At 62.3% G+C, this 19,987-nt stretch carries 17 protein-coding genes and 1 pseudogene; 9 read left to right on the top strand and 9 right to left on the bottom strand.

Features of this window, described 5'->3' with window-relative positions; genetic code table 11:
* Nucleotides 1–42 precede the first annotated feature (42 nt).
* Entirely contained in the window at nucleotides 43–747 is a 705-nt protein-coding gene (locus tag DL1_RS22295; protein ID WP_342725937.1) for an SH3 domain-containing protein, read from the bottom strand.
* 182 nt (nucleotides 748–929) lie between these two features.
* Here DL1_RS22295 and DL1_RS07735 point away from each other — a divergent pair, with 182 nt between their 5' ends.
* Nucleotides 930–1,916 (top strand): 2-hydroxyacid dehydrogenase, encoded by a 987-nt coding sequence (locus DL1_RS07735; protein ID WP_038064563.1) that lies wholly within the window; start codon nucleotides 930–932, stop codon nucleotides 1,914–1,916.
* Between the two features lie 90 nt (nucleotides 1,917–2,006).
* On the opposite strand, the gene DL1_RS07730 is transcribed toward DL1_RS07735, so the two are convergent.
* Complete coding sequence (locus DL1_RS07730) at nucleotides 2,007–3,179, bottom strand: PRC-barrel domain-containing protein (RefSeq protein WP_038064560.1); 1,173 nt, start codon at nucleotides 3,177–3,179, stop codon at nucleotides 2,007–2,009.
* A gap of 309 nt (nucleotides 3,180–3,488) precedes the next feature.
* Here DL1_RS07730 and DL1_RS07725 point away from each other — a divergent pair, with 309 nt between their 5' ends.
* Nucleotides 3,489–5,990 (top strand): GcvT family protein, encoded by a 2,502-nt coding sequence (locus DL1_RS07725; protein ID WP_038064558.1) that lies wholly within the window; start codon nucleotides 3,489–3,491, stop codon nucleotides 5,988–5,990.
* Nucleotides 5,991–6,135: 145 nt separating this feature from the next.
* Complete coding sequence (locus tag DL1_RS07720; RefSeq protein WP_038064555.1) at nucleotides 6,136–6,954, top strand: glycoside hydrolase family 25 protein; 819 nt, start codon at nucleotides 6,136–6,138, stop codon at nucleotides 6,952–6,954.
* Between the two features lie 391 nt (nucleotides 6,955–7,345).
* Here DL1_RS07720 and carB read toward each other — a convergent pair whose 3' ends face one another.
* Together carB and DL1_RS07710 are read right to left on the bottom strand one after the other, a co-directional pair.
* Complete coding sequence (gene carB, locus DL1_RS07715; RefSeq protein WP_038064553.1) at nucleotides 7,346–10,675, bottom strand: carbamoyl-phosphate synthase large subunit; 3,330 nt, start codon at nucleotides 10,673–10,675, stop codon at nucleotides 7,346–7,348.
* Nucleotides 10,676–10,889: 214 nt separating this feature from the next.
* Complete coding sequence (locus tag DL1_RS07710) at nucleotides 10,890–12,143, bottom strand: SAM-dependent methyltransferase (RefSeq protein WP_038064551.1); 1,254 nt, start codon at nucleotides 12,141–12,143, stop codon at nucleotides 10,890–10,892.
* A gap of 241 nt (nucleotides 12,144–12,384) precedes the next feature.
* Here DL1_RS07710 and aspS point away from each other — a divergent pair, with 241 nt between their 5' ends.
* Both aspS and DL1_RS07700 read left to right on the top strand, forming a co-directional pair.
* On the top strand, nucleotides 12,385–14,163 hold the full coding sequence (gene aspS, locus DL1_RS07705; protein WP_038064548.1) for an aspartate--tRNA ligase: 1,779 nt from the start codon (nucleotides 12,385–12,387) through the stop codon (nucleotides 14,161–14,163).
* Between the two features lie 204 nt (nucleotides 14,164–14,367).
* Nucleotides 14,368–15,132: an alpha/beta hydrolase gene (locus DL1_RS07700; RefSeq protein WP_038064546.1), complete on the top strand. Its 765-nt coding sequence runs from the start codon at nucleotides 14,368–14,370 to the stop codon at nucleotides 15,130–15,132.
* A 51-nt stretch (nucleotides 15,133–15,183) separates the two neighbouring features.
* On the opposite strand, the gene DL1_RS07695 is transcribed toward DL1_RS07700, so the two are convergent.
* Both DL1_RS07695 and DL1_RS22230 read right to left on the bottom strand, forming a co-directional pair.
* A complete protein-coding gene (locus tag DL1_RS07695) occupies nucleotides 15,184–15,660 on the bottom strand; it encodes a hemerythrin domain-containing protein (RefSeq protein WP_038064545.1) in 477 nt (158 codons plus the stop codon).
* Between the two features lie 95 nt (nucleotides 15,661–15,755).
* Nucleotides 15,756–15,890 carry a hypothetical protein gene (locus tag DL1_RS22230; RefSeq protein WP_281244615.1) on the bottom strand — a complete coding sequence of 45 codons (135 nt, stop codon included), beginning with the start codon at nucleotides 15,888–15,890 and terminating at the stop codon, nucleotides 15,756–15,758.
* 122 nt (nucleotides 15,891–16,012) lie between these two features.
* Here DL1_RS22230 and DL1_RS07690 point away from each other — a divergent pair, with 122 nt between their 5' ends.
* Complete coding sequence (locus tag DL1_RS07690) at nucleotides 16,013–16,771, top strand: GNAT family N-acetyltransferase (protein WP_051693416.1); 759 nt, start codon at nucleotides 16,013–16,015, stop codon at nucleotides 16,769–16,771.
* Here the strand turns inward: DL1_RS07690 and DL1_RS07685 are convergent.
* The gene (locus DL1_RS07685) at nucleotides 16,754–17,464 is read right to left on the bottom strand and encodes a response regulator (protein ID WP_038064542.1); all 711 of its coding nucleotides are present in this window, start codon (nucleotides 17,462–17,464) and stop codon (nucleotides 16,754–16,756) included. The two genes, DL1_RS07690 and DL1_RS07685, sit on opposite strands and share 18 nt — an antisense overlap.
* A 144-nt stretch (nucleotides 17,465–17,608) precedes the next feature.
* Between DL1_RS07685 and mce the strand changes: the two genes are divergently transcribed.
* The 3 genes from mce to DL1_RS07670 are packed head-to-tail and all read left to right on the top strand — an operon-like array spanning nucleotide 17,609 to nucleotide 19,010.
* Nucleotides 17,609–18,013, top strand: coding sequence for a methylmalonyl-CoA epimerase (gene mce, locus DL1_RS07680; RefSeq protein ID WP_038064540.1), 405 nt, complete (start codon nucleotides 17,609–17,611; stop codon nucleotides 18,011–18,013).
* Nucleotides 18,013–18,282 (top strand): DUF1467 family protein, encoded by a 270-nt coding sequence (locus DL1_RS07675; protein ID WP_038064539.1) that lies wholly within the window; start codon nucleotides 18,013–18,015, stop codon nucleotides 18,280–18,282. Before mce ends, DL1_RS07675 begins: the two co-directional genes overlap by 1 nt.
* Before the next feature lie 53 nt (nucleotides 18,283–18,335).
* Nucleotides 18,336–19,010 (top strand): DUF4396 domain-containing protein, encoded by a 675-nt coding sequence (locus DL1_RS07670; RefSeq protein ID WP_038064537.1) that lies wholly within the window; start codon nucleotides 18,336–18,338, stop codon nucleotides 19,008–19,010.
* A 57-nt stretch (nucleotides 19,011–19,067) separates the two neighbouring features.
* Here the strand turns inward: DL1_RS07670 and DL1_RS07665 are convergent, their stop codons facing one another.
* Nucleotides 19,068–19,763 (bottom strand): EI24 domain-containing protein, encoded by a 696-nt coding sequence (locus DL1_RS07665; protein WP_038064535.1) that lies wholly within the window; start codon nucleotides 19,761–19,763, stop codon nucleotides 19,068–19,070.
* Nucleotides 19,760–19,987, bottom strand: a pseudogene (locus tag DL1_RS21805) (nitroreductase family protein); the annotation flags it as partial. The gene DL1_RS07665 and the pseudogene DL1_RS21805, both read right to left, overlap by 4 nt.

Raw genomic sequence — 19,987 nt, 5'->3', positions numbered from 1 at the left:
GTCGCTCCGTTTCTCGGGCTCGCTCTAGCGGATCAGGCGGGTTTAGTCACGCAGCTCTGTGGGGTCCACCCCCCACATTTCGGTTTTGGGCAGCCAGCCCTCTGCGCCCTCGCCATCGACCTCGCACCAGTCGCGCGTGCAGCGATCCAGCCGGGCGATTGCGCCCATCTGCGCACGCGCCACCACTTCGGATTTGGCATCCGCGCGGGCGTGCAGATCCACCATTTTCTGCGTGATCACGACATGGCGCACGCCGGAGATAAGCGTGTAATGGATCCAGCCGCCCTGTCCGTCGCGGTCCTCGACGCGGCGCCAATGGCCATATTCCGCCGTCACCTTCAGCGGCATGCCGGGATGGGTAAAGACCCAATCGATTCGATGCGACAGAGAGGGGCCGCGGCGCGCATTGCCGGTGCGCCCCTTGAGCGAGACATAGCGCGGCAGCGGCAGATGCGTCACCGGGCCACGGCGCTCGGGTTGATCCAACGCGATATGCGGGTCGGGAGCGGCGGTCGCAGAGGGCTGGTCGGTCGCTTCAGGCTGGTCGGGGGCTTGCGCCGTGGCGGGTTTGGCCTGCGGCTTGTCGGCGGCACTCGGTGCGCTTTGAGCGGTCTCGTTGGAGGCGTCGCTTGTCTGGGTATGCGGTGCGGGATCGCCGGACTTGGCCTTCGTTCCGCTGACGCTCCAGCCCATCAATCCCAGAATCGCCACACTGCCGATCGCTGCCAAAAGTGAACCTTTGGTCATTCTTCGCCTCATGTCCCGAGGCCCGGGGATGGCGCACCGGAAAGATTTCCGGCTGTGCGCAATAAAGTTGCGCAATGCGACAAATTCGGGCCATTTTCGCTCGCACGGGGCCTTGTGCCTGCCCTCGTTGAAGGCCACCTTGCACCCAAGAGACCCGCTATGGAAGAGAGGAGAGGCTCACGATGTCTGCACCACGCCTGAGTGTTGTCGTGACGCGACGCTTGCCCCAACCCGTCGAGACCCGGTTGAGGGAGCTGTTCGATGTCGAGTTGAGCAAGGATGACGCCAAGATGAGCCGCGAGGCCTTGGTTGAGGCTATGAAACGCGCCGATATTCTCGTCCCGTGCGTGACCGACCGGATCGAGGCGAGCATGCTGGCGCAAGCCGGAAAGCAGCTCAAGCTGATCGCGAATTATGGTGCGGGAGTGGATCACATCGACGTGTCCTCCGCCCGCGAGCGCGGGGTGCTGGTGTCGAACACGCCCGGCGTCGTGACCGAGGACACGGCCGATATGACGATGGCGCTGATCTTGGCGGTCACCCGGCGAATCCCCGAAGGCCTCTCGACGATGCAATCGGGCAGCTGGGGCGGCTGGGCGCCCACCGCGTTCATGGGGCACCGGATCGGCGGCAAACGGCTTGGTATCCTTGGGATGGGCCGGATCGGGCAGGCTGTTGCCCGCCGCGCCGCCGCCTTCGGGATGGAGATCCACTACCACAACCGCAAGCGGGTCCATCCCGATATCGAAGCGGAACTGGGCGCGCGCTATTGGGACAGTCTCGATCAGATGGTCGCGCGGATGGACGTGATCTCGGTCAACTGCCCGCACACGCCCTCGACGTTCCATCTGCTCAATGCGCGACGGCTCAAGATCCTCAAGCCGGAGGCGGTGATCGTGAACACGTCCCGCGGCGAGGTGATCGACGAGAACGCGCTGACGCGGGCCTTGCGCGCGGGTGAGCTGGCGGGGGCAGGGCTCGACGTGTTCGAGCATGGCACGGAGATCAATCCGCGCCTGCGCGCCCAGCCCAATGTCGTGCTGCTGCCGCATATGGGCTCGGCCACCGTTGAGGGGCGCATCGAGATGGGCGAGAAGGTTTTGATCAACATCAAGACCTTCGCCGACGGCCATCGCCCGCCGGATCTTGTCGTGCCCGCGATGATCTGAGCGGCATGTTGGACGCATTGAAAAGGCCCCGGAGAGAACTCCGGGGCCTTTATCATATTTCGCGGGACAGAGCCTAAAGAGGCAGAGCTGTTATTGAGCGTCTTTATAGGCCGGCATGCTCTTGAGCTGCTCTTCGGTCTGGTTGGTATGCACCGTGATCGAAGTGTCGTTCTTGAAGACGGTGAGCGCGTCGGCTTTGATCTCAACCGGCTTTGCGCCGATGCCGAGGAAGCCACCCACATCGATCACCACGCCTTCGACCTTGCCGTCTGCGGACTGAACCAGCTTGGAGATATCGCCCACTTTGTCGTTATTGGGGCCATAGACGCCTTCGCCGTTCAGAACGTCAGGATCAACCGAGGACAGTTCGACCTTCATGCCGTTCTCTTGGTCAGCCTGACCGGCTTGGCCAACAGCGGCAGCCGTCGAGTCGACCGCATTGTCGATCGCGCTACCGGTGGCTTGGGCGGCATTCTTGGTGGCCTCACCCGCATCATCGGCGGCTTTCTTCACCGCATTGCCGGTGTCGCTGGCGGCCTGTTTGGTCTGCTGAGCCGCGTCGGTTGCCATTTCCTTGGTCTTGTCGCCTGCATCGGACGCCATTTCCTTGGTTTTGTCACCGGCATTGTCCATCGCATTGCCCGCAGCCGTTGCGGTCGCCGCAGCGCTGTCGCCAGCATTGTCCATCGCAGCCGAGGCGTTTTGCGAAGCGGTGTCGGTCGCGTTCATGCCGCTCTGCGAGGCATCCGACGAGTCCATGCCTTTGGCATCTGCCTTGCCATTATAGCTGGGGGCATTGTCGAGCATCGACTTGTCGCCTTTGACAACGACGAAGTAATCGTCGGGCTGATCGCTATCGGGCACCATCACGAGCGCCGATTTCTTGATCGCGACGGTTTTCTCCCCGATGCCGAGGAAGCCGCCGACGTCGATCAGAACAGCTTCGACCTGACCGTCGGCGGAGAGCACAAGATCGCTCACTTCACCGATGTCGTCCCAGCTGTCAGCAGCGGCTTTGACCGGGGTGTCGGCGCTCACGGCGTCTTTCGAGGCGTAGACGCGCTTACCGATCAGATCGGAGGCGGTCATCGAATTCGTGCCTGCGGGGCCCGACTGCATGAACATGTCCGAAGACATGCCCGCCGAGGCGCTGGTGGACATCGAACCGGTCGACGCGGTTGCGTCGGCATTGGTTTGGGTTTCGGCCGAGACCGGCAGTGCGAGCATCAGGCCGATTGCGGTGGTGGTCACGAGCTTTTTCATCGTTGTCTCCCTAATCGTCTACGCGGAGGCATGGGGGTGATTGGTCGCCGCCGCTGGATGTTTAGACAACCCGTTAGCTGATGCACAGTTCCTGAGCATTTTTTGAATAAATCCCGTTTTTCGATGGAACCGAGGGGCGTTTGCGGTTTCTTGCCGACGGCGTCCTCGCGCGCGCGAACAATCGCGTGGGTGAAAAAGACAGGCGCTATGCGCCATGTCGCTTTTGTCGCGCGAATGTCGGCTGGATGGGATTGTAAACCTGCCAAGACAGGGCATGGTTCGCGATATGCAGCCCAAGGAGTGCGCCCCATGAAAACCCATGTCAAAGTTCTGGTCGTCGGCGGTGGCGCGGTTGGCTGCGGGGTGGCCTATCACTTAGCGAAGGCCGGGTGGGACACGCTTCTGGTGGAGCGCGACGAACTGACCTCCGGCTCGACCTGGCACGCGGCAGGCCTGCTGCCACTGTTCAACATGTCCTACGCGACCACGCATATTCATAAATACTCGGTCGATTTCTATAAATCGCTTGAGGCGGAAACCGGGCTGAATGCAGGTTTTGCGGTCGTGGGTAACCTGCGCATGGCTCAGACCGAGGCGCGGATGGACGAATATCGTCTTTATTCTTCGGTGGCCGAAACCGCAGAGGTTCATCATGAGTTCCTGACGCCCGCCCAGATGAAAGAGCGCTGGCCGCTTCTGCGCACCGATGACCTCAAGGGCGCGCTGTTCCATCCGCAGGATGGCTATATCAATCCCGCCGATGTGACGCAGGCGATGGCCAAGGGCGCGCGTCAGCACGGCGCCGAGATCGCGCGCAAACTGCAGGTCAACGCCTATCGCTGGACCGGCTCGGAATGGGTCGTGACGCTTGAGAAGATGGTCGAGCGCGGCAACCGTCTGGTGCCCTCGGGCGAAGAGATCGAGATCCGCGCCGAGCATGTCGTGACCTGCACCGGCAACCACGCACAGCGCACTGCGCGGCTTTTGGGTATCAAGATCCCCGCGATCCCGGTGGAGCACCAGTTCATCGTGACCGAGCCGGACCCCGCCTTGATGAAATGGCGCGCCGAGGGCAATCCCGAGCACCCGGTTCTGCGCGATGCCGATGCGAAATGGTATGTGCGCGAGGAGCGCGGCGGCTGGATCCTTGGCCCCTATGAGCGCAACGCGCCTGCGCGGTTCGAATATGAAGTGCCCGACAGCTTCCGTGCCGATCTGTTCCAGCTTGATCTGGACCGGATCGAGGAAGAATACATGTCGATGATCCACCGCCTTCCCACCTCTGAGGAAGTCGGTCTGAAAGACGATTTCAACGGTCCGATCTGCTACACGCCCGATGGCAACCCGCTGGTCGGCCCTGCGCCGGGGCTGCGCAATATGTGGCTGGCCGAGGGCTTTTCCTTCGGGATCACGGCAGCGGGCGGCACCGGCCATTACCTCGCGCAGCTGATGACACAAGGCGAGGCAGAGATCGACATGGCAAGCCTCGATCCGCGTCGCTACGGCGCGTGGATGACCACCGAATATGCCGCGCGCAAGAATGAAGAGGCCTATGAGCACGTCTTCATCCTGCACCATCCCGACGAAGAGCGCGAAGCCTGCCGTCCGCTGCGCACCGCCCCCAACTACGACCGCCAGATCGCCGAAGGCGCGCAGATGGGGCAGGTGAATGGCTGGGAGCGGCCGAACTATTACGGCCCCAAGGACGCGCCTGCGAGCTTTGACCATGACAGCCGCAGCTTCCGTCGCGGGGCATGGTGGGACTACGCCAAGGCCGAGGCAGAGGCCGTGCGTGAGACCGCAGGGCTGATCGACGCCACCGCCTTCACCAAACATCTGGTGCGTGGCCCCGGAGCGACCGCCTTCCTCGACCTCTTCACCTGCAACAAGCTGCCGAAAGTGGGCCGGATCAACCTGACCTACGCGCTGACCAAGGCGGGCACGACGCGGACCGAATACACCATCGTGCGGCTGTCCGAGGATGAGTATTACCTGATCTCCGCAGGCGCTTGGACCGATTACGACAGCGACTTCCTCAAGCAATCCATCGAGGATTTCCGCGCCGATGGCGGCGATTACGTCGATTGCCACGATATCACGACGCAATGGGGTGTGTTTGCGCTGGCAGGCCCGAATGCCCGCGCCATCCTGGCCGAGATCGTCAAGGATGCGGACCCCGCAACCGTGCTGTCCAACAAGCGCTTCCCGTGGCTCTCGATGCGCAATATCGAGCTGGGCATGTGCCCGGTGCGCGCGATCCGCGTGGCCTATACGGGCGAGCTGGGCTGGGAGCTGCACCACCCGATCGAGATGTCACGCTACCTGTGGGATCTGCTGATCGCGGCGGGCGAAAAGCACGGCATGAAGCTGGTAGGCGCACGGGCGCAGAACTGGTTGCGGCAGGAGAAATCCTATCGCGCTTTCGGGACCGAGCTGGGCCGCGATGCGACCCCGCAAGAGGCCGGGCTGGATCGCTTTATTGATCTGAGCAAGGAGTTCACCGGCAAGCAGGCGATGCTCGACACCGGCATCCGCGCGAAATGCGTGACATTGTTGATCGACGGGCCTGAGGACAGCGATCCCTGGGGCAAGGAGGCGATCTTCGATCAGGGGCGCAAGGTCGGGCGGCTGACCTCGGGCGGCTGGTCGGTGGCCTTCGGCAAGCAGATCGGGATGGGTTATGTGCCGCCTGAGCTGTCCGAGCCGGGCACCAAACTCAAGGTGAAGATCCAGCTTGAGGAATGGGATGCCGTGGTGGCGGAGGACAGCCCGCACGATCCAAGCAACGCCCGTATCCGCGTCGACGGCTAGACCCGCCCGATACCATTCCCAGTCCCGAGGAACTGGCTTGCGCGTCTCTTTGCCGAGGCGCGCAAAAAACAGCGCCATGCCCACGTGACACTCACGCTGCATCATGAAAGCGTGAGGTCTGGGCGAGTCAGCAGGGGGCAGGGCAATGTCGGTATCACGGCGGGTATTTCTGAGCGGTTTAGGGGCGACACTTGCAGGCTGCGGGGCCGCGCCGAAATCGGCACGGCTGATGGATCCCAACATGCTCGACCCGGCCTCTTATCGCGCGCCGGGCATCCCCGCACCCTTTGGCGATACCAGCCCGCATGGCTGGTCGGGGCTGGCGCCTGCAAACCTGTCGGTGCATGGCATCGACGCGGCGCGCTATCAGGGGCTGATCGATTTCCGCACGGCCCGCTCGGCGGGGGTGAACTTCGCTTGGCTCAAGGCGACCGAAGGCGGGGATTTCATCGATTCCGGGTTCGAGCAGAATTCGCGTGCAGCCCGCGCAGCAGGCGTGCCGGTGGGCGGCTATCATTTCTACTATTTCTGCCGCCCCGCCTCGGAGCAGGCGCGCTGGTTCATCAAAAACGTGCCGCGCCGCCGTGGAGACCTGCCCCCGGTTCTCGATATCGAATGGAATCATACCTCGCCCAGTTGCCAATTGCGGCCACCCGCGCAGACCGTGCGCGACGAGATGCGTGTCTTCCTGCGCATGCTGACCGATCATTACGGCACGCGTCCTGTGGTCTACACGACGGTGGATTTCTGGCACGAGAACGCGCTCGATCAGTTCACGGGCTATGATATGTGGCTGCGCTCGGTCGCGGGGCATCCAAGCGGTCGCTATCCGGGCGCACGCTGGACGTTTTGGCAATATAGCGGCACGGGCGTGGTGCCCGGCGTGCCCGGAACGGTGGATATGAACGCGTTTCACGGCTCGCCCACCGCATGGCGCAACTGGCTGGCGGTGCGCTCGCAGTGAAGGGAAGCGCAAATCGCACGTTTAGGCGATACTATCGCGCAATTTTCTTAGGCACGCGACAAGGCGGGCTCGATCCGAGCGGTGCTAGCTTGTTCTCTTTTGCAGGCGGGCAGACTGCCTGTTGAGATACGGTTCCATGACTTGCCGGCATCAGCGCGCAGTGCGCCGGTGTTCATCGTTCCTGATCGAAAGCAAACCAAGGTGCCCTGCAGCGCTGATTGCAGAGCAATCAGCAACCATTTAACGGATGCCGGGTTTTCTTTGAGATGCTTTTGGCAGAACAGCACGTGCTCTAGGGAGTGTAGAACATCGCGCTGTTCGTCTGTCTCAAAGAACTCAGGACGATCGTTGATGGCTGGCTCCTCACGACCGCCGCGGAATCGCGTGTCTCCTACTGCAGCGAGCGCACACCCACATCCCCGTCCTTGCGGCTCTTGATCGCCGCGACCGAGGCGATAGAGGCCGCAGCGGTCGTGAAATAGGGGATCTTGTCGTAGAGCGCGACCGCGCGGATGTCGCGGCTGTCCGAGATCGCTTGGCTGCCATCGGTCGTGTTGAAGACCAGCGCGATATCGTCGTTTTTCAGCCGATCCACGATATTCGGACGTCCCTCATAGACCTTGAGCACGGTCTCGGAGGTCACGCCATGCTCGGCCAGCCATTTCGCGGTGCCGCGCGTCGCGATCAGCTCGAAGCCCATCGTGATCAGATCCCGCGCCGCCGAGGCCAGCTCGTCGGATTTGTCGCTGTCCTTGATCGAGAAGAACACCCGACCGCTCTCGGGCAGGACGGTGCCTGCGCCAAGCTGCGCCTTCCAGAAGGCGCGCGGGAAATCGCGATCCCAGCCCATCACCTCGCCGGTGGAGCGCATCTCCGGCCCCAAGAGCGTGTCGACGCCGGGGAAGCGCGCAAACGGCATCACCGCTTCCTTGACCGAGAACCACGGCGTGATCGGATCGGCCAGCGTCAGCGGATCGGCGAAGGGCAGCGGCGTGTCCGGGCCGACGCCTGCAGGGTAGGGGGCGCGGGCCGGGAAGGCCTCCATCTTTTCGCCCGCCATCAGCCGCGCGGCAATCGAGGCAATTGCGCTGTCGGTGGCTTTGGCCACGAAGGGCACCGTGCGCGAGGCGCGCGGGTTCACTTCGAGCACATAGATATCGCCATCCTTGATCGCGAATTGCACGTTCATCAGGCCGACCACATTCAGGCCAAGCGCCATTTTCTCGGTCTGCACCTTCAGCTCGGCCACGATCTCGGGCGAGAGCGAATAGGGCGGCAGCGAGCAGGCACTGTCGCCCGAATGGACGCCCGCCTCCTCAATGTGCTGCATGATGCCTGCGACATGCACCGTGGTGCCGTCAGAGAGCGCGTCCACATCGACCTCGATCGCCCCCGAGAGATAGCTATCCAGCAGCACAGGGCTGTCGCCCGAGACCACGACGGCATCGCGGATATAGCGCTTGAGGTGATCGAGATCGCGCACGATCTCCATCGCGCGCCCGCCCAGCACGTAGGAGGGACGGATCACCAGTGGATAACCCACGCGGCCTGCGATCTCGAAGGCTTCCTCATCGGAATGCGCGATGCCGTTGACCGGCTGTTTGAGGCCCAGACGGTTGAGCAAGTCCTGGAACCGCTCGCGGTCTTCGGCGAGGTCAATCGCGTCAGGCGTGGTGCCAAGGATCGGGATGCCCTCGGCTTCAAGCGCATTGGCGAGTTTCAGCGGCGTCTGGCCACCAAACTGCACGATCACACCATGCAGCGTGCCGTTTTCCTGCTCGACGCGCAGGATTTCCAGCACATGCTCAAGGGTCAGCGGCTCGAAATACAGACGATCCGAGGTGTCGTAATCGGTCGACACGGTCTCGGGGTTGCAGTTGATCATGATCGTCTCATAGCCCGCATCGGTCAGCGCGAAACAGGCGTGACAGCAGCAATAGTCGAACTCGATCCCTTGGCCGATCCGGTTCGGACCGCCGCCCAGGATGACGACTTTCTTGCGATCAGACGGGCGCGCCTCGCATTCCACATCGCCCATCGCGGGGGCTTCATAGGTAGAATACATATAGGGCGTCTGGGCCTCGAATTCGGCGGCACAGGTGTCGATGCGCTTGAAGGCGGCAAAGACACCAAGATTGCGGCGCGCGCGACGCACCTGCGCCTCTTCGCGGCCTGTGAGCGTGGCAAGGCGGGCATCGGTGAAGCCCATCATCTTGAGCTTGCGCAGCCCTTTTTCATCGAGCGGCAGGCCGCCCTTGCGGATCTCGGCCTCAGCCTCGACGATCTCGTGGATCCGCTCAAGGAACCACGGGTCATACGAGGTCGCGTGCTGGATCTCGTCAAGGCTCAGCCCGTGGCGCATGGCCTGCGCGATCAGGCGGATGCGGTCGGGCGTCTGCGCCGATATGGCCTTGATGATGGCGGCGGTGTCCGGCGCGCCGGGGATCTCGATCTCGTCAAAGCCGCTCAGGCCCGTCTCCATCGAGGCCAGCGCCTTTTGCATCGATTCGTGGAAGGTCCGACCGATTGCCATCACCTCGCCCACCGATTTCATCGCCGTGGTCAGCTCGGGCTTGGAACCTGCGAATTTCTCGAAGGCAAAGCGCGGGATCTTGGTGACGACATAATCGATCGACGGCTCAAAGCTCGCCGGGGTGACGCCGGTGATGTCATTGTCCAGCTCGTCAAGCGTGTAGCCCACAGCCAGTTTCGCGGCGATCTTGGCAATCGGGAAGCCGGTCGCCTTGGAGGCCAGTGCCGAGGAGCGCGACACGCGCGGGTTCATCTCGATCACGACCATCCGGCCATCTTCGGGATTGATCGCCCATTGCACGTTCGATCCGCCGGTCTCGACGCCGATCTCGCGCAAAACGGCAATCGAGCCGTTGCGCATGATCTGATATTCCTTGTCGGTCAGCGTCAGCGCGGGCGCCACGGTGATCGAGTCGCCCGTATGCACGCCCATCGGGTCGACGTTTTCGATGGCGCAGACGATGATCGCGTTGTCGGCGCGGTCGCGCACGACCTCCATCTCGTATTCTTTCCAGCCCAGCAGCGATTCATCGACAAGGATCTGCGCCATCGGCGAGGCGTCGAGCCCCGAGCGGCAGATCCGCTCGTAATCCTCGCGGTTATAGGCCACGCCGCCGCCGGTGCCGCCAAGCGTGAAGGCGGGGCGGATGATCGCGGGCAGGCCGATATGCTCAAGCGCGCGGATCGCCTCGGCCACACCGGCATTGACGTCGTATTTGCCGCTTTCGAGCTTGGGGGCGGCGATGATCGTCGCTTTTGGGTTCTCGATCCCGATCCGGTCCATTGCCTCGCGGAACAGCTTACGGTCCTCGGCCATCTCGATGGCGTCGCGGTTCGCGCCGATCAGCTCGACGCCGAATTTCTCCAGCACGCCCATATCCGCAAGCGCGAGCGAGGTGTTGAGGCCGGTCTGACCGCCCATTGTCGGCAGCAGCGCGTCGGGACGTTCATCTTCGATGATGCGCGCAACGATCTCGGGGGTGATCGGTTCGATATAGGTCGCATCGGCGAGCCCCGGATCGGTCATGATTGTGGCCGGGTTCGAGTTCACCAGAATGACCCGGTAGCCCTCTTCGCGCAGCGCTTTACAGGCCTGAGCGCCCGAGTAGTCGAACTCGCAGGCTTGGCCGATCACAATAGGCCCCGCGCCGATGATGAGGATGGACTTGATGTCGGTTCTCTTCGGCATGACGGACCCCTTGAGTTTTCGGATGCAAACAGGCGGGAGTGGCTGCCCCCACGCAAATTGTTGCGGGTTATAATCCGACAGGCGCGCGGTGCAAGGGGGAAAGGCCGCTCTGAGGGACAAGCGTGGCCAACTGTTTTGGCACGGGCCGTGTGGAACGCATTGCGCCCCTCAATCAAAGGGGCGCAATGGCACGAGAACTGGAGCCTGAGCGCGGCTACTCCGCCGCCATGCGATGCTCGTCGCTGGTGAGCGCGGCCTTGCTTTCGTCGCGATAGAGGTAATCCCGGGTCAGCGGCACGTCGCCCACCTCATGGGCCAGCTGGTATTGGAACACGACCTGACCGCCATGGCGGAAGGCCATTTCCGAAGCGATCAGGTAGAACCGCCACATCCGGGTAAACCGCTCATCATAAAGTGCAATCGCCTTGTCGATATTCGCCTCGAAGCGCGCGCACCAATGTTTGAGCGTCTCAGCATAATGCAGCCGCCAGACCTCGAGATCGGTGACGACAAGCCCCTCATGCTCGACCGCGTTCGACGCCTCGGACATGGCGGGGCAATAGCCGCCGGGGAAGATGTATTTGGTGATCCAGTCCGAGGTGGTGCCCGCCGGTTGCGCGCGGCCGATGAAATGGATCAGCGACACGCCTTTGGGCTTGAGCATTTCGCGCACATGGCGGAAATATTCGCGGTAATGCGGCACGCCGACATGTTCGAACATGCCGACCGAGACGATCCGGTCAAAGGATTCGCGGACATCGCGGTAATCGGTCAAACGAATATCGACCTGCCCCTCAAGCCCTGCTTCCTTCACCCTCTTGGTGGCCAGCGCGTATTGTTCGGTCGAGAGCGTGACGCCCACGACCTTGGCGCCGAAATCGCGCGCCAGAGTGATCGCCATCCCGCCCCAGCCACAGCCGATATCAAGCACGGTCATGCCCGGCTCGATCAGCAGTTTTTTCGCGATATGGCGCTTCTTGGCCTCCTGCGCCTCTTCGAGCGTCATGTCGGGGCGCTCGAAATAGGCGCAGCTATACTGGCGGTCGGTATCGAGGAAGAGATCATACAGCTCGCCCGACAGATCGTAGTGATGCGCCACATTGCTGCGCGCCTTGGCGACAGGGTTGAACTGGGCAAAGCGGCGACCGAAAAAGCGCGAGACCTCCCGCGGCTTTTCAAACCACGGCATTCCCGAGCCGGTCTGATTGCGGATCGCGAGGCCAAGAAATCCACGCAGATTGTCATCGGCAATCTCGTAATCGCCATCGACATAGCCTTCGCCGACTCCAAGATCAGGCTTGAGGACAATTTTGCGAACCACTTCGGGGTCTCGCACCGTGACGCGGACCACCTCGCCCGTGCCATCGCCATAGCGGCGCGTGGTGCCGTCGGCGTAAGTTAATTCTAATGTGCCGCTGCGCATGAGGTGGCGCAGCATTCTGTCGAGAAGGGAATCCCAAGCTCTCATAACGCTCTCCGTCGAATTCGTTGTCCTTTTTGCCTAACCGCTGTTCACCGCATACAACCCGGGGCACGAACACAGTACTCCGCTCCCAAGTCTTGCTCAGGTTACCAAAAAGTTAATTCATTTTCGAGCCATGCCAAGTTTTGCGCGTGCCATGGCGCTCTGTTTTCTTGCACAGCTTGACTTTTGCGCCCTCACACTGTGTATCGGCGCGACAATGACACACGAGCCGGGAGCGCCCCCAATGCATGCCTTTCGCAGCCATACCTGCGCCGATCTGACCGCCGCCAATGCCGGCGACACCGTTCGCCTTGCCGGCTGGGTTCACCGCGTGCGCGATCACGGGGGGGTGCTGTTCGTTGATTTGCGCGACCATTACGGGATGACGCAGGTCCTGTGCGACGGCGATTCCGCAGCCTTCAAGGCGATGGAGAAAGTGCGCTCGGAATGGGTGATCCGCATCGACGGCACCGTCAAGATGCGCGATGCCAGCCTGATCAACTCCAAGATCCCGACCGGCGAGATCGAAGTCTATGTGCGGGATATCGAAGTGCTGGGCGAGGCGGACGAGCTGCCGCTGCCGGTCTTTGGCGAGCTGGACTACCCGGAAGAAACCCGTCTGGCCTATCGCTTCCTCGATCTGCGCCGCGAGAGCCTGCATGACAACATGATCCTGCGCTCGAACGTGGTGCGCTCGCTGCGCCAGCGGATGTGGGACCAGAAGTTCAACGAATTCCAGACGCCGATCATCACCGCCTCCAGCCCCGAAGGCGCTCGCGACTTCCTCGTGCCCTCGCGGCTGCATCCGGGCAAGTTCTACGCGCTGCCGCAGGCGCCCCAGCAGTTCAAGCAGCTGATCATGGTCGGCGGCTTCGACAAGTATTTCCAGATCGCGCCCTGTTTCCGCGACGAAGACCCGCGCGCCGACCGCTCGCCCACCGATTTCTACCAGCTCGACGTGGAAATGAGCTTTGTAGAGCAGGAAGACGTCTTCAACGTGGTCCAACCCGTGATCCAAGGCGTGTTCGAAGAGTTCGACACCGAGCGCAAGGTGGATCCCGTCTGGCCGAAGATCCCCTATGCCGAGGCTTTGCTGAAATACGGCTCGGACAAGCCCGATCTGCGCAACCCGATCGAGATGCAGGTGGTCTCGGATCATTTCCGCGACTCGGGTTTTGCGATCTTTGCCAAACTGCTCGAACAGGACGGCACCCAGATCCGTGCGATCCCCGCGCCCACGGGCGGCTCGCGCAAGTTCTGCGACAGGATGAACAAATTCGCGCAAGAGCAGGGCCTGCCGGGCATGGGCTATATCTTCTGGCGCAAGGCCGAAGATGGCGCGCTCGAAGGTGCAGGCCCGCTGGCCAAGAATATCGGCCCCGAACGGACCGAGGCCGTGCGCGCGCAGCTTGGCTTGGGCGAGGGCGATGCGGCCTTCTTCCTGGGCGGCACCCCGTCGAGCTTTGAGGCAGTCGCGGGGCGTGCGCGCAATGTGATTGGCGAAGAGCTGGGGCTGACCGACAAAACCGTGCATAAATTCGCATGGATCGTCGATTTCCCGATGTATGAGGCCGATGACGAAGGCAAGATCGACTTCAGCCACAACCCGTTCTCGATGCCGCAAGGCGGGATCGAGGCGCTTGAGGGCGACCCGCTCGACGTGCTGGGCTACCAGTATGACCTTGCCTGCAACGGCTATGAGATCCTGTCGGGCGCGATCCGGAACCACAAGCTCGACACGATGTACAAGGCCTTCGAGATCGCAGGCTATGGTCGCGACGAGGTCGAGAAGCGCTTTGGGGGTATGGTCAAAGCGTTCAAATACGGCGCTCCGCCCCACGGTGGCTGTGCCGCAGGGATCGACCGGATCGTGATGATCCTCGCCGATACCGCGAATATCCGCGAAGTCATCATGTTCCCGATGAACCAGCGCGCGGAAGATCTGATGATGGGCGCGCCCTCGGAGCCGATGAATGAGCAGCTGCGCGAATTGCGTCTGCGGGTTCTGCCCCGGGAGGACTGATCGCCGTTCGCGGTCTCAACGTCCTGTTGCGTGAAAATTCAGGGCTGCCCTTCGGGGTGGCCCTTTTTGCTGCGCGCCCGAGATCGTGGCGCCCGCACTCGACGGCGTAACGACCCGCGCTAAGATCAGACCGGCTTGCCACGCCGCAAAGGCAGGCCCCGTGCGGGGAGCGCGGGCCGTTCAGAGAGAGGAGACAGATACCACATGTCGGATTATCTCAAGGGCGCAGAGCCCTTTGCCTTCGAGGGAAACGAGACCGGTGTTCTCGTGATCCACGGCTTCACCGGATCAACGCAGAGTATGCGCTACTTGGGCCAGTCGCTGCATGAGCGCTTTGGCTTCACCGTCGTGGGGCCCTGCCTGCCGGGCCATGGCACCTCGCCGGATGAGATGTCGAAGACCGGCTATCTGGATTGGCTGGGCGCGGTGGAGCGCGCGCTGGAGGCGCTGGCCGCGCGCAAGAAACGCGTCTTTGTGACGGGCCTGTCGATGGGCGGCACGCTGACGCTCAATCTGGCCGCACGCTTTCCCAAACTCGTCCAGGGGATCGCCCCGATCTCGGCGGCGGCAGGCCCGCTGCCCGATGGGTTTGTCGATCTGCTTGCGCTCAACCCGCGGCCAGAGCGCGTGCCGGGGATCGGCTCGGATATCAAGCAGGAGGGGGTGGTCGAGCTGGCCTATGACGAGACGCCGGTGAACTGCGTCGTCGAGCTGGCCGCGCTGGTCTTGATGACGTCGAACATGCTCCATCGCATTACATGCCCGACGCTGGTCATTCAGGCCCGCGACGATCATGTCGTGCCGCAAGCCAATGAAATGGTGATCGTCTCCAAGATCAGCTCGAACGATATCCGTTTGCAGCGGCTGGACGAAAGTTATCACGTGGCCACGCTCGACAATGACAAGGATCTGATCGTCGCGCGCGTGGGTGGCTTCTTCGAGGAACTGGCCGCAGGCGACGCCGCCTAAGCGGTCCGGAGCCCTGGGCTCGGGGAAGCTCCCCGGCCCGGGCGCTCACACTCAATCCTCGAGCTTGTCTTTCTGCTTCTTGTCGACCAGCTTGATTTCCTTGGCTTTCCGGCTGCGGAAGGTCTCGCCGATCTCGGCGGCGCGGCTGTCATCGATCACCTTGCGGGCGCGGGCGAAGATGTCTTCCTCTTCCTCGTCCATGTGATGCGTGTAGTCGTGTTGGAGCTTGTGAAACTTATTCAGCCAGCCCGAGCTGGACATGTCCATCTCGTTGAGCTCCTCCAGCAGATCGTCCAATTCGGCATGTTCCTCAACCGAGTGGCGTGCGGCATCCTGCCCCCATGTCTGCTCCATCAGCTTGGAATAGAAGCTCTCTTCCTCGGCGGCGGCATGGGACTTGATATCGTAATAAAAGTCCTTCCACGCGGTTTTGCGTGCCTCGCTTGCGCCGGTCGTATCAGCGATCTTGCTGAGAAGCGCGCGGTGGTGGTCGTGGTCTGCCTTGATCGCGTCATAGATCGACGTCATCGGGTATCCTCCGTCACTCGGGTTGTGGTTCGGGAGGGCAACGTGGCTGGGCGCGCATGGTTCCTGAGGCATCGGTGCCTCAGGCGGGCATCAGATCACGATGACAGGACTTTGAGCGCCGTTGCCGTGACAGAAGCCGTCAGTGCGATCGCCCCAAGACAGAAGGTTGCCCAATGGGCGGCGTCGACCAGACGCCGGTTTTCGATCAGACGGATCATCTGCTTGCTCATCTGCGCTTTCCCTTGCAATCTTTCGGTGATCCACAAAGTCGCGACCAAATGAGGCGGAAATTGGAACCTCGTGGCGCAATTGCAGGGCAGATTACACAAATCCGTCGTCAAGGGAGGGCGCTATGGGCTTGGAATGGGAACGACAATTCGGCGCGCCTCTACGCAACTGGCGCGCCCCTGTGCATCCGGCGGATGACGAAAGGGTCGCGCGTATTGATGGGCGGTTCATGCGTCTTGAGCGGCTGCGCCCGGACCATGCCGAGGCGCTTTTTGCGCAGTATCAGGATGCGCCGGAGGTCTGGGATTACATGCCCAACGGCCCGTTTGAGACGGCAGATGCGCTGCGCACTTGGATCGCCTCAATCGCTGATTCGCGCGATCCGCTGTTCTTTGCGGTGATCGATCTGCAGACCGATACGGCCAAGGGCGTTCTGAGCTATCTGCGGATCGTCCCCGAGATAGGCTCGATCGAGCTTGGGTGGATTTCACTGGCACCAGCGCTTCAAGGGACGCCCGCGGCCACAGAGGCATTTATTGCTACAATCCGCTGGGCTTTCGAGGCGGGCTATCGCCGTTTCGAGTGGAAATGCGATGCGCTCAACCTTGCCTCACGTCGGGCCGCGCTGCGCCTTGGGCTGAGCTATGAAGGTGTCTTTCGGCAGGCCACGATTTACAAGGGGCGCAATCGCGACACGGCATGGTTTGCCGCGATTGATGCGGAGTGGCCCGCCCTGTCGAGCGCCTATGATCGCTGGCTGGCCCATTCCAATTTCGACCTGACCGGCCAGCAGATCGCGCGTTTGAGCGTTTTGACCGCTCCGGTTCTGGTGGCACGCGATCCGGTGTTTGACGCGCAGGCGGGGTCAGATCGCGGCACTTGAGGCAAGCCGGGCCGCGACGAGCCCGCGCACCATCGTGTAATCCTCCCGCGAGGGGCCACCGGCGCGCGCCAGCCGCTTGGCCGCATCGCGGAGCGCCTGATCATGCGCAGTGAGCGCGATTCCGGCGAGAAAATGCGCCGCATAGGGCATGGCTTTGCTGTTAGGGCCTTCGCGCAGCACTTCGGCCATATGAAACAGGTCGTCGCGCAGGGCAATCGGGTCGGGTTCGATCACCGGATCTGTGAGCGTGCGCGGCCCCTGTGGACGTTCCGAGGCGGGCAGGCTGGACAGAATCGCCTGTTGGAAATGGGCAAGGCTTTCTACTGGCTTTTCCAAAAACCCATCCGCGCCGGCCTCAAGCGCATTTTCGCGCAGGGCGGTGTCGCCGGAGGTGCCCAAGATCACGGGCACGCGCGGCTTCATCTTTGCAAGCTCTGCGATCAGCCCGTCGCCCGAGCCATCTGGCAGCCCGATATCGACGATCACGACAGAGGGCCGATAGGTCTGCAAATGCCGATAGGCGGAGGCGAGCCGGTCAGCGCGCCGGATGCGCGCGCCAGAGCGCAGACAGAGCAGACGCACCGCCTCGGATGCGTGGCGGCTGTCTTCCACCAGCAGGACCGTCAACCCCAGCAGAGGTCGCTCAGCCGTTGGTTTGCGCACGACTTGCAGCTTAGGAAGGTCGTCGGTCATGTCTACCTCCGTTTGGGATTCGCGGAACTCCTCCATAAGGCCGCAAACTAGCTAACAGCCTGTTAATGTCGCAGCGCTCAGGCTTGCGTGATCGGGCGTGACCGCTTACCCATGACGTGGATCAGCCAAGGCGAGGAGGCCCCGATGATCGGACGTTTGAACCATGTGGCAATCGCTGTGCCGGATCTGGAGGCCGCAGCCGCGCAGTATCGCGATACGCTGGGCGCACAGGTTGGCGCACCGCAAGACGAGCCAGATCACGGCGTCACGGTGATTTTCATTGAACTGCCCAACACCAAGATCGAGCTGCTCTATCCGCTGGGCGAAGGCTCTCCGATTCAGGGGTTTCTGGACAAGAACCCGTCGGGTGGCATCCACCATATGTGCTATGAGGTCGATGATATCCTCGCGGCGCGCGACACGCTCAAGGCGCAGGGTGCGCGCGTTCTTGGTACGGGCGAGCCCAAGATTGGCGCGCATGGCAAGCCGGTTCTCTTTCTGCATCCCAAAGATTTTAACGGATGCCTCATCGAGCTGGAGCAGGTCTGATGAATCTCACCGGGGGAGTCATCCTGTTTGCCGTGATCTGGTTTCTCGTGTTTTTCGTCGTGCTGCCGATCCGGCTCAAGACGCAGGGTGATGTCGGTCAGATCGTGCCGGGCACGCAGGCCGGTGCGCCCCATGAGGCGCATCTGGGCGCGAAAGTGAAGATCACCACAGGCGTCACCGTCGCTCTTTGGGCGATCATCGCGGGCGTGCTGTTGTCGGGGATCTTCACGCTTGAAGATATCGACTTCTTCGGACGCCTGCGCCGCTAGATCGGAACCGCACGCATCGGGCTGGGGTTGGGACATAAACGAAAGGACGTCCCATGATCCCGGTTTGGTTTAGCACCTTGAGTTGGATCGCGCTTTTGGTCGGCGTGGCCTCATGCCTCTATCTGGTGGTTGAGATGCGCCGCAACCCGCCGCATATGGCGATCATGGCGTGGGTCTGGCCGATCTGCGGATTGTTTGCAGGCCCCTTGGTGATCTGGTTCCGCGCGCGCTGGCCGGGCCATGGCGACGCTCCGTTCCCGGTCTCGGTGGCCAAGGGTACGTTGCATTGCGGGGCTGGCTGTACCTTGGCGGATATCGCGGCGGAAAGCCTTGCGCTGGCGATTCCTGCCATTTTGATCCCGTTCGGATTTCCGGGGTTTTGGGACCGGATCTTCGCGCTCTGGGCGGTGAGCTATATCTTCGCCCTCGCGATCGGGATCGTCTTTCAGTATTTCTCGATCGCCCCGATGCGCGGCTTGAAGCTGGGCGAGGGGCTGCGGGCAGCCGCGAAAGCCGATGTCGCCTCGCTCACCGCCTGGCAGGTGGGGATGTACGGGGTGATGGCGATTTTCCATTTCGCGATTTTCAAAGCGATATGGGGGGCTGATGTGACCGCGGCCCAACCGGAATTCTGGTTTGCCATGCAAATCGCGATGCTGGCGGGCTTTGTGACCGCCTACCCGGTCAATTGGGCGCTGATCCGCGCGGGCGTGAAGGAAGCGATGTAGCGCTTTGGCCCGGCCCCGGGACTGATTCAGAGCCACGGGCCTAAGTGCCGCAAACCGCTAGCCACGTCTGCCGGTGACGGCATGGAACAGATGGGTGAACCCCGCCGCGCCAAGCACCGGCACAAACAGGTTCACAAGCGGGATCGAGAGCGGCACCGCCATCAGCGCCCCTGCCATCCAAGCAGTGAGCTTGTTGCGGCGGTAGAGCTCCATCGCCGCCTCACGCTCCATTCGGCGCATCGCCGCCATCTGGAAATATTCGCGGCCCAAAAGATAGCCGTTGAGCCCGAAGAACAGCAGCGGCGCCAGTGGGATCACGAAAGGATAGATCATCAGCGCGATCACGTTGGCCACGATGATGACCCCAAAGAAGCGCACGGTGTCCATGAAGCTCTCGGCCAAGGTGAGTTTGCGCACCGGCGGTAGGGTCGGATAATGCACATCCTCGACCATTTCCGCGACATCCTCGAGGAAGAACCCGGTGAAGGCCGAGGCCACGGGCACCATCAAAAAGGCGCTCGCGACCAGCATGATCCCTGCGGAAAAGATCGACAGCGCCGTGTCGATATGGCCGACCTGACCGATCAGGGGCAGGGTTACGCTTGCGGGCACGAGCCATCCGATCAGCCAGACCATCGCGACATAGATCGCGATCAGCAGCCCCAGCGAGAGCGCAACCCCGATGCCCACGACCTTGAGCGCGCCCGGGCGCAGCAAATCGCCCCAAGCCTTGATATAGCTCGAAATGATCATTCGGAGATCCAATGCGTGATCGCGGCCAGATCGGGGCGCGGTCGGTCGGACGGGGTCACGCCCTCGGTGCCCAGATGGATGAAGCCCGCGACGATCTCGCCGGGGGTCATCCCAAGCAGGTCCCGACCGAAACTGTCATCCTGCGAGGCCCATCCGCTGAGCCAGTTCGCGCCCCAGCCTGCGGCCAGCGCCGCGTTGAGCAGGGACAGGCAGGCCGCGCCTGC

It is taken from the genome of Thioclava dalianensis (assembly GCF_000715505.1).
Taxonomy (GTDB): domain Bacteria; phylum Pseudomonadota; class Alphaproteobacteria; order Rhodobacterales; family Rhodobacteraceae; genus Thioclava; species Thioclava dalianensis.
The sequence above is the reverse complement of the archived record's forward strand: the minus strand, read 5'-3'. Positions and strand labels throughout refer to the sequence as shown.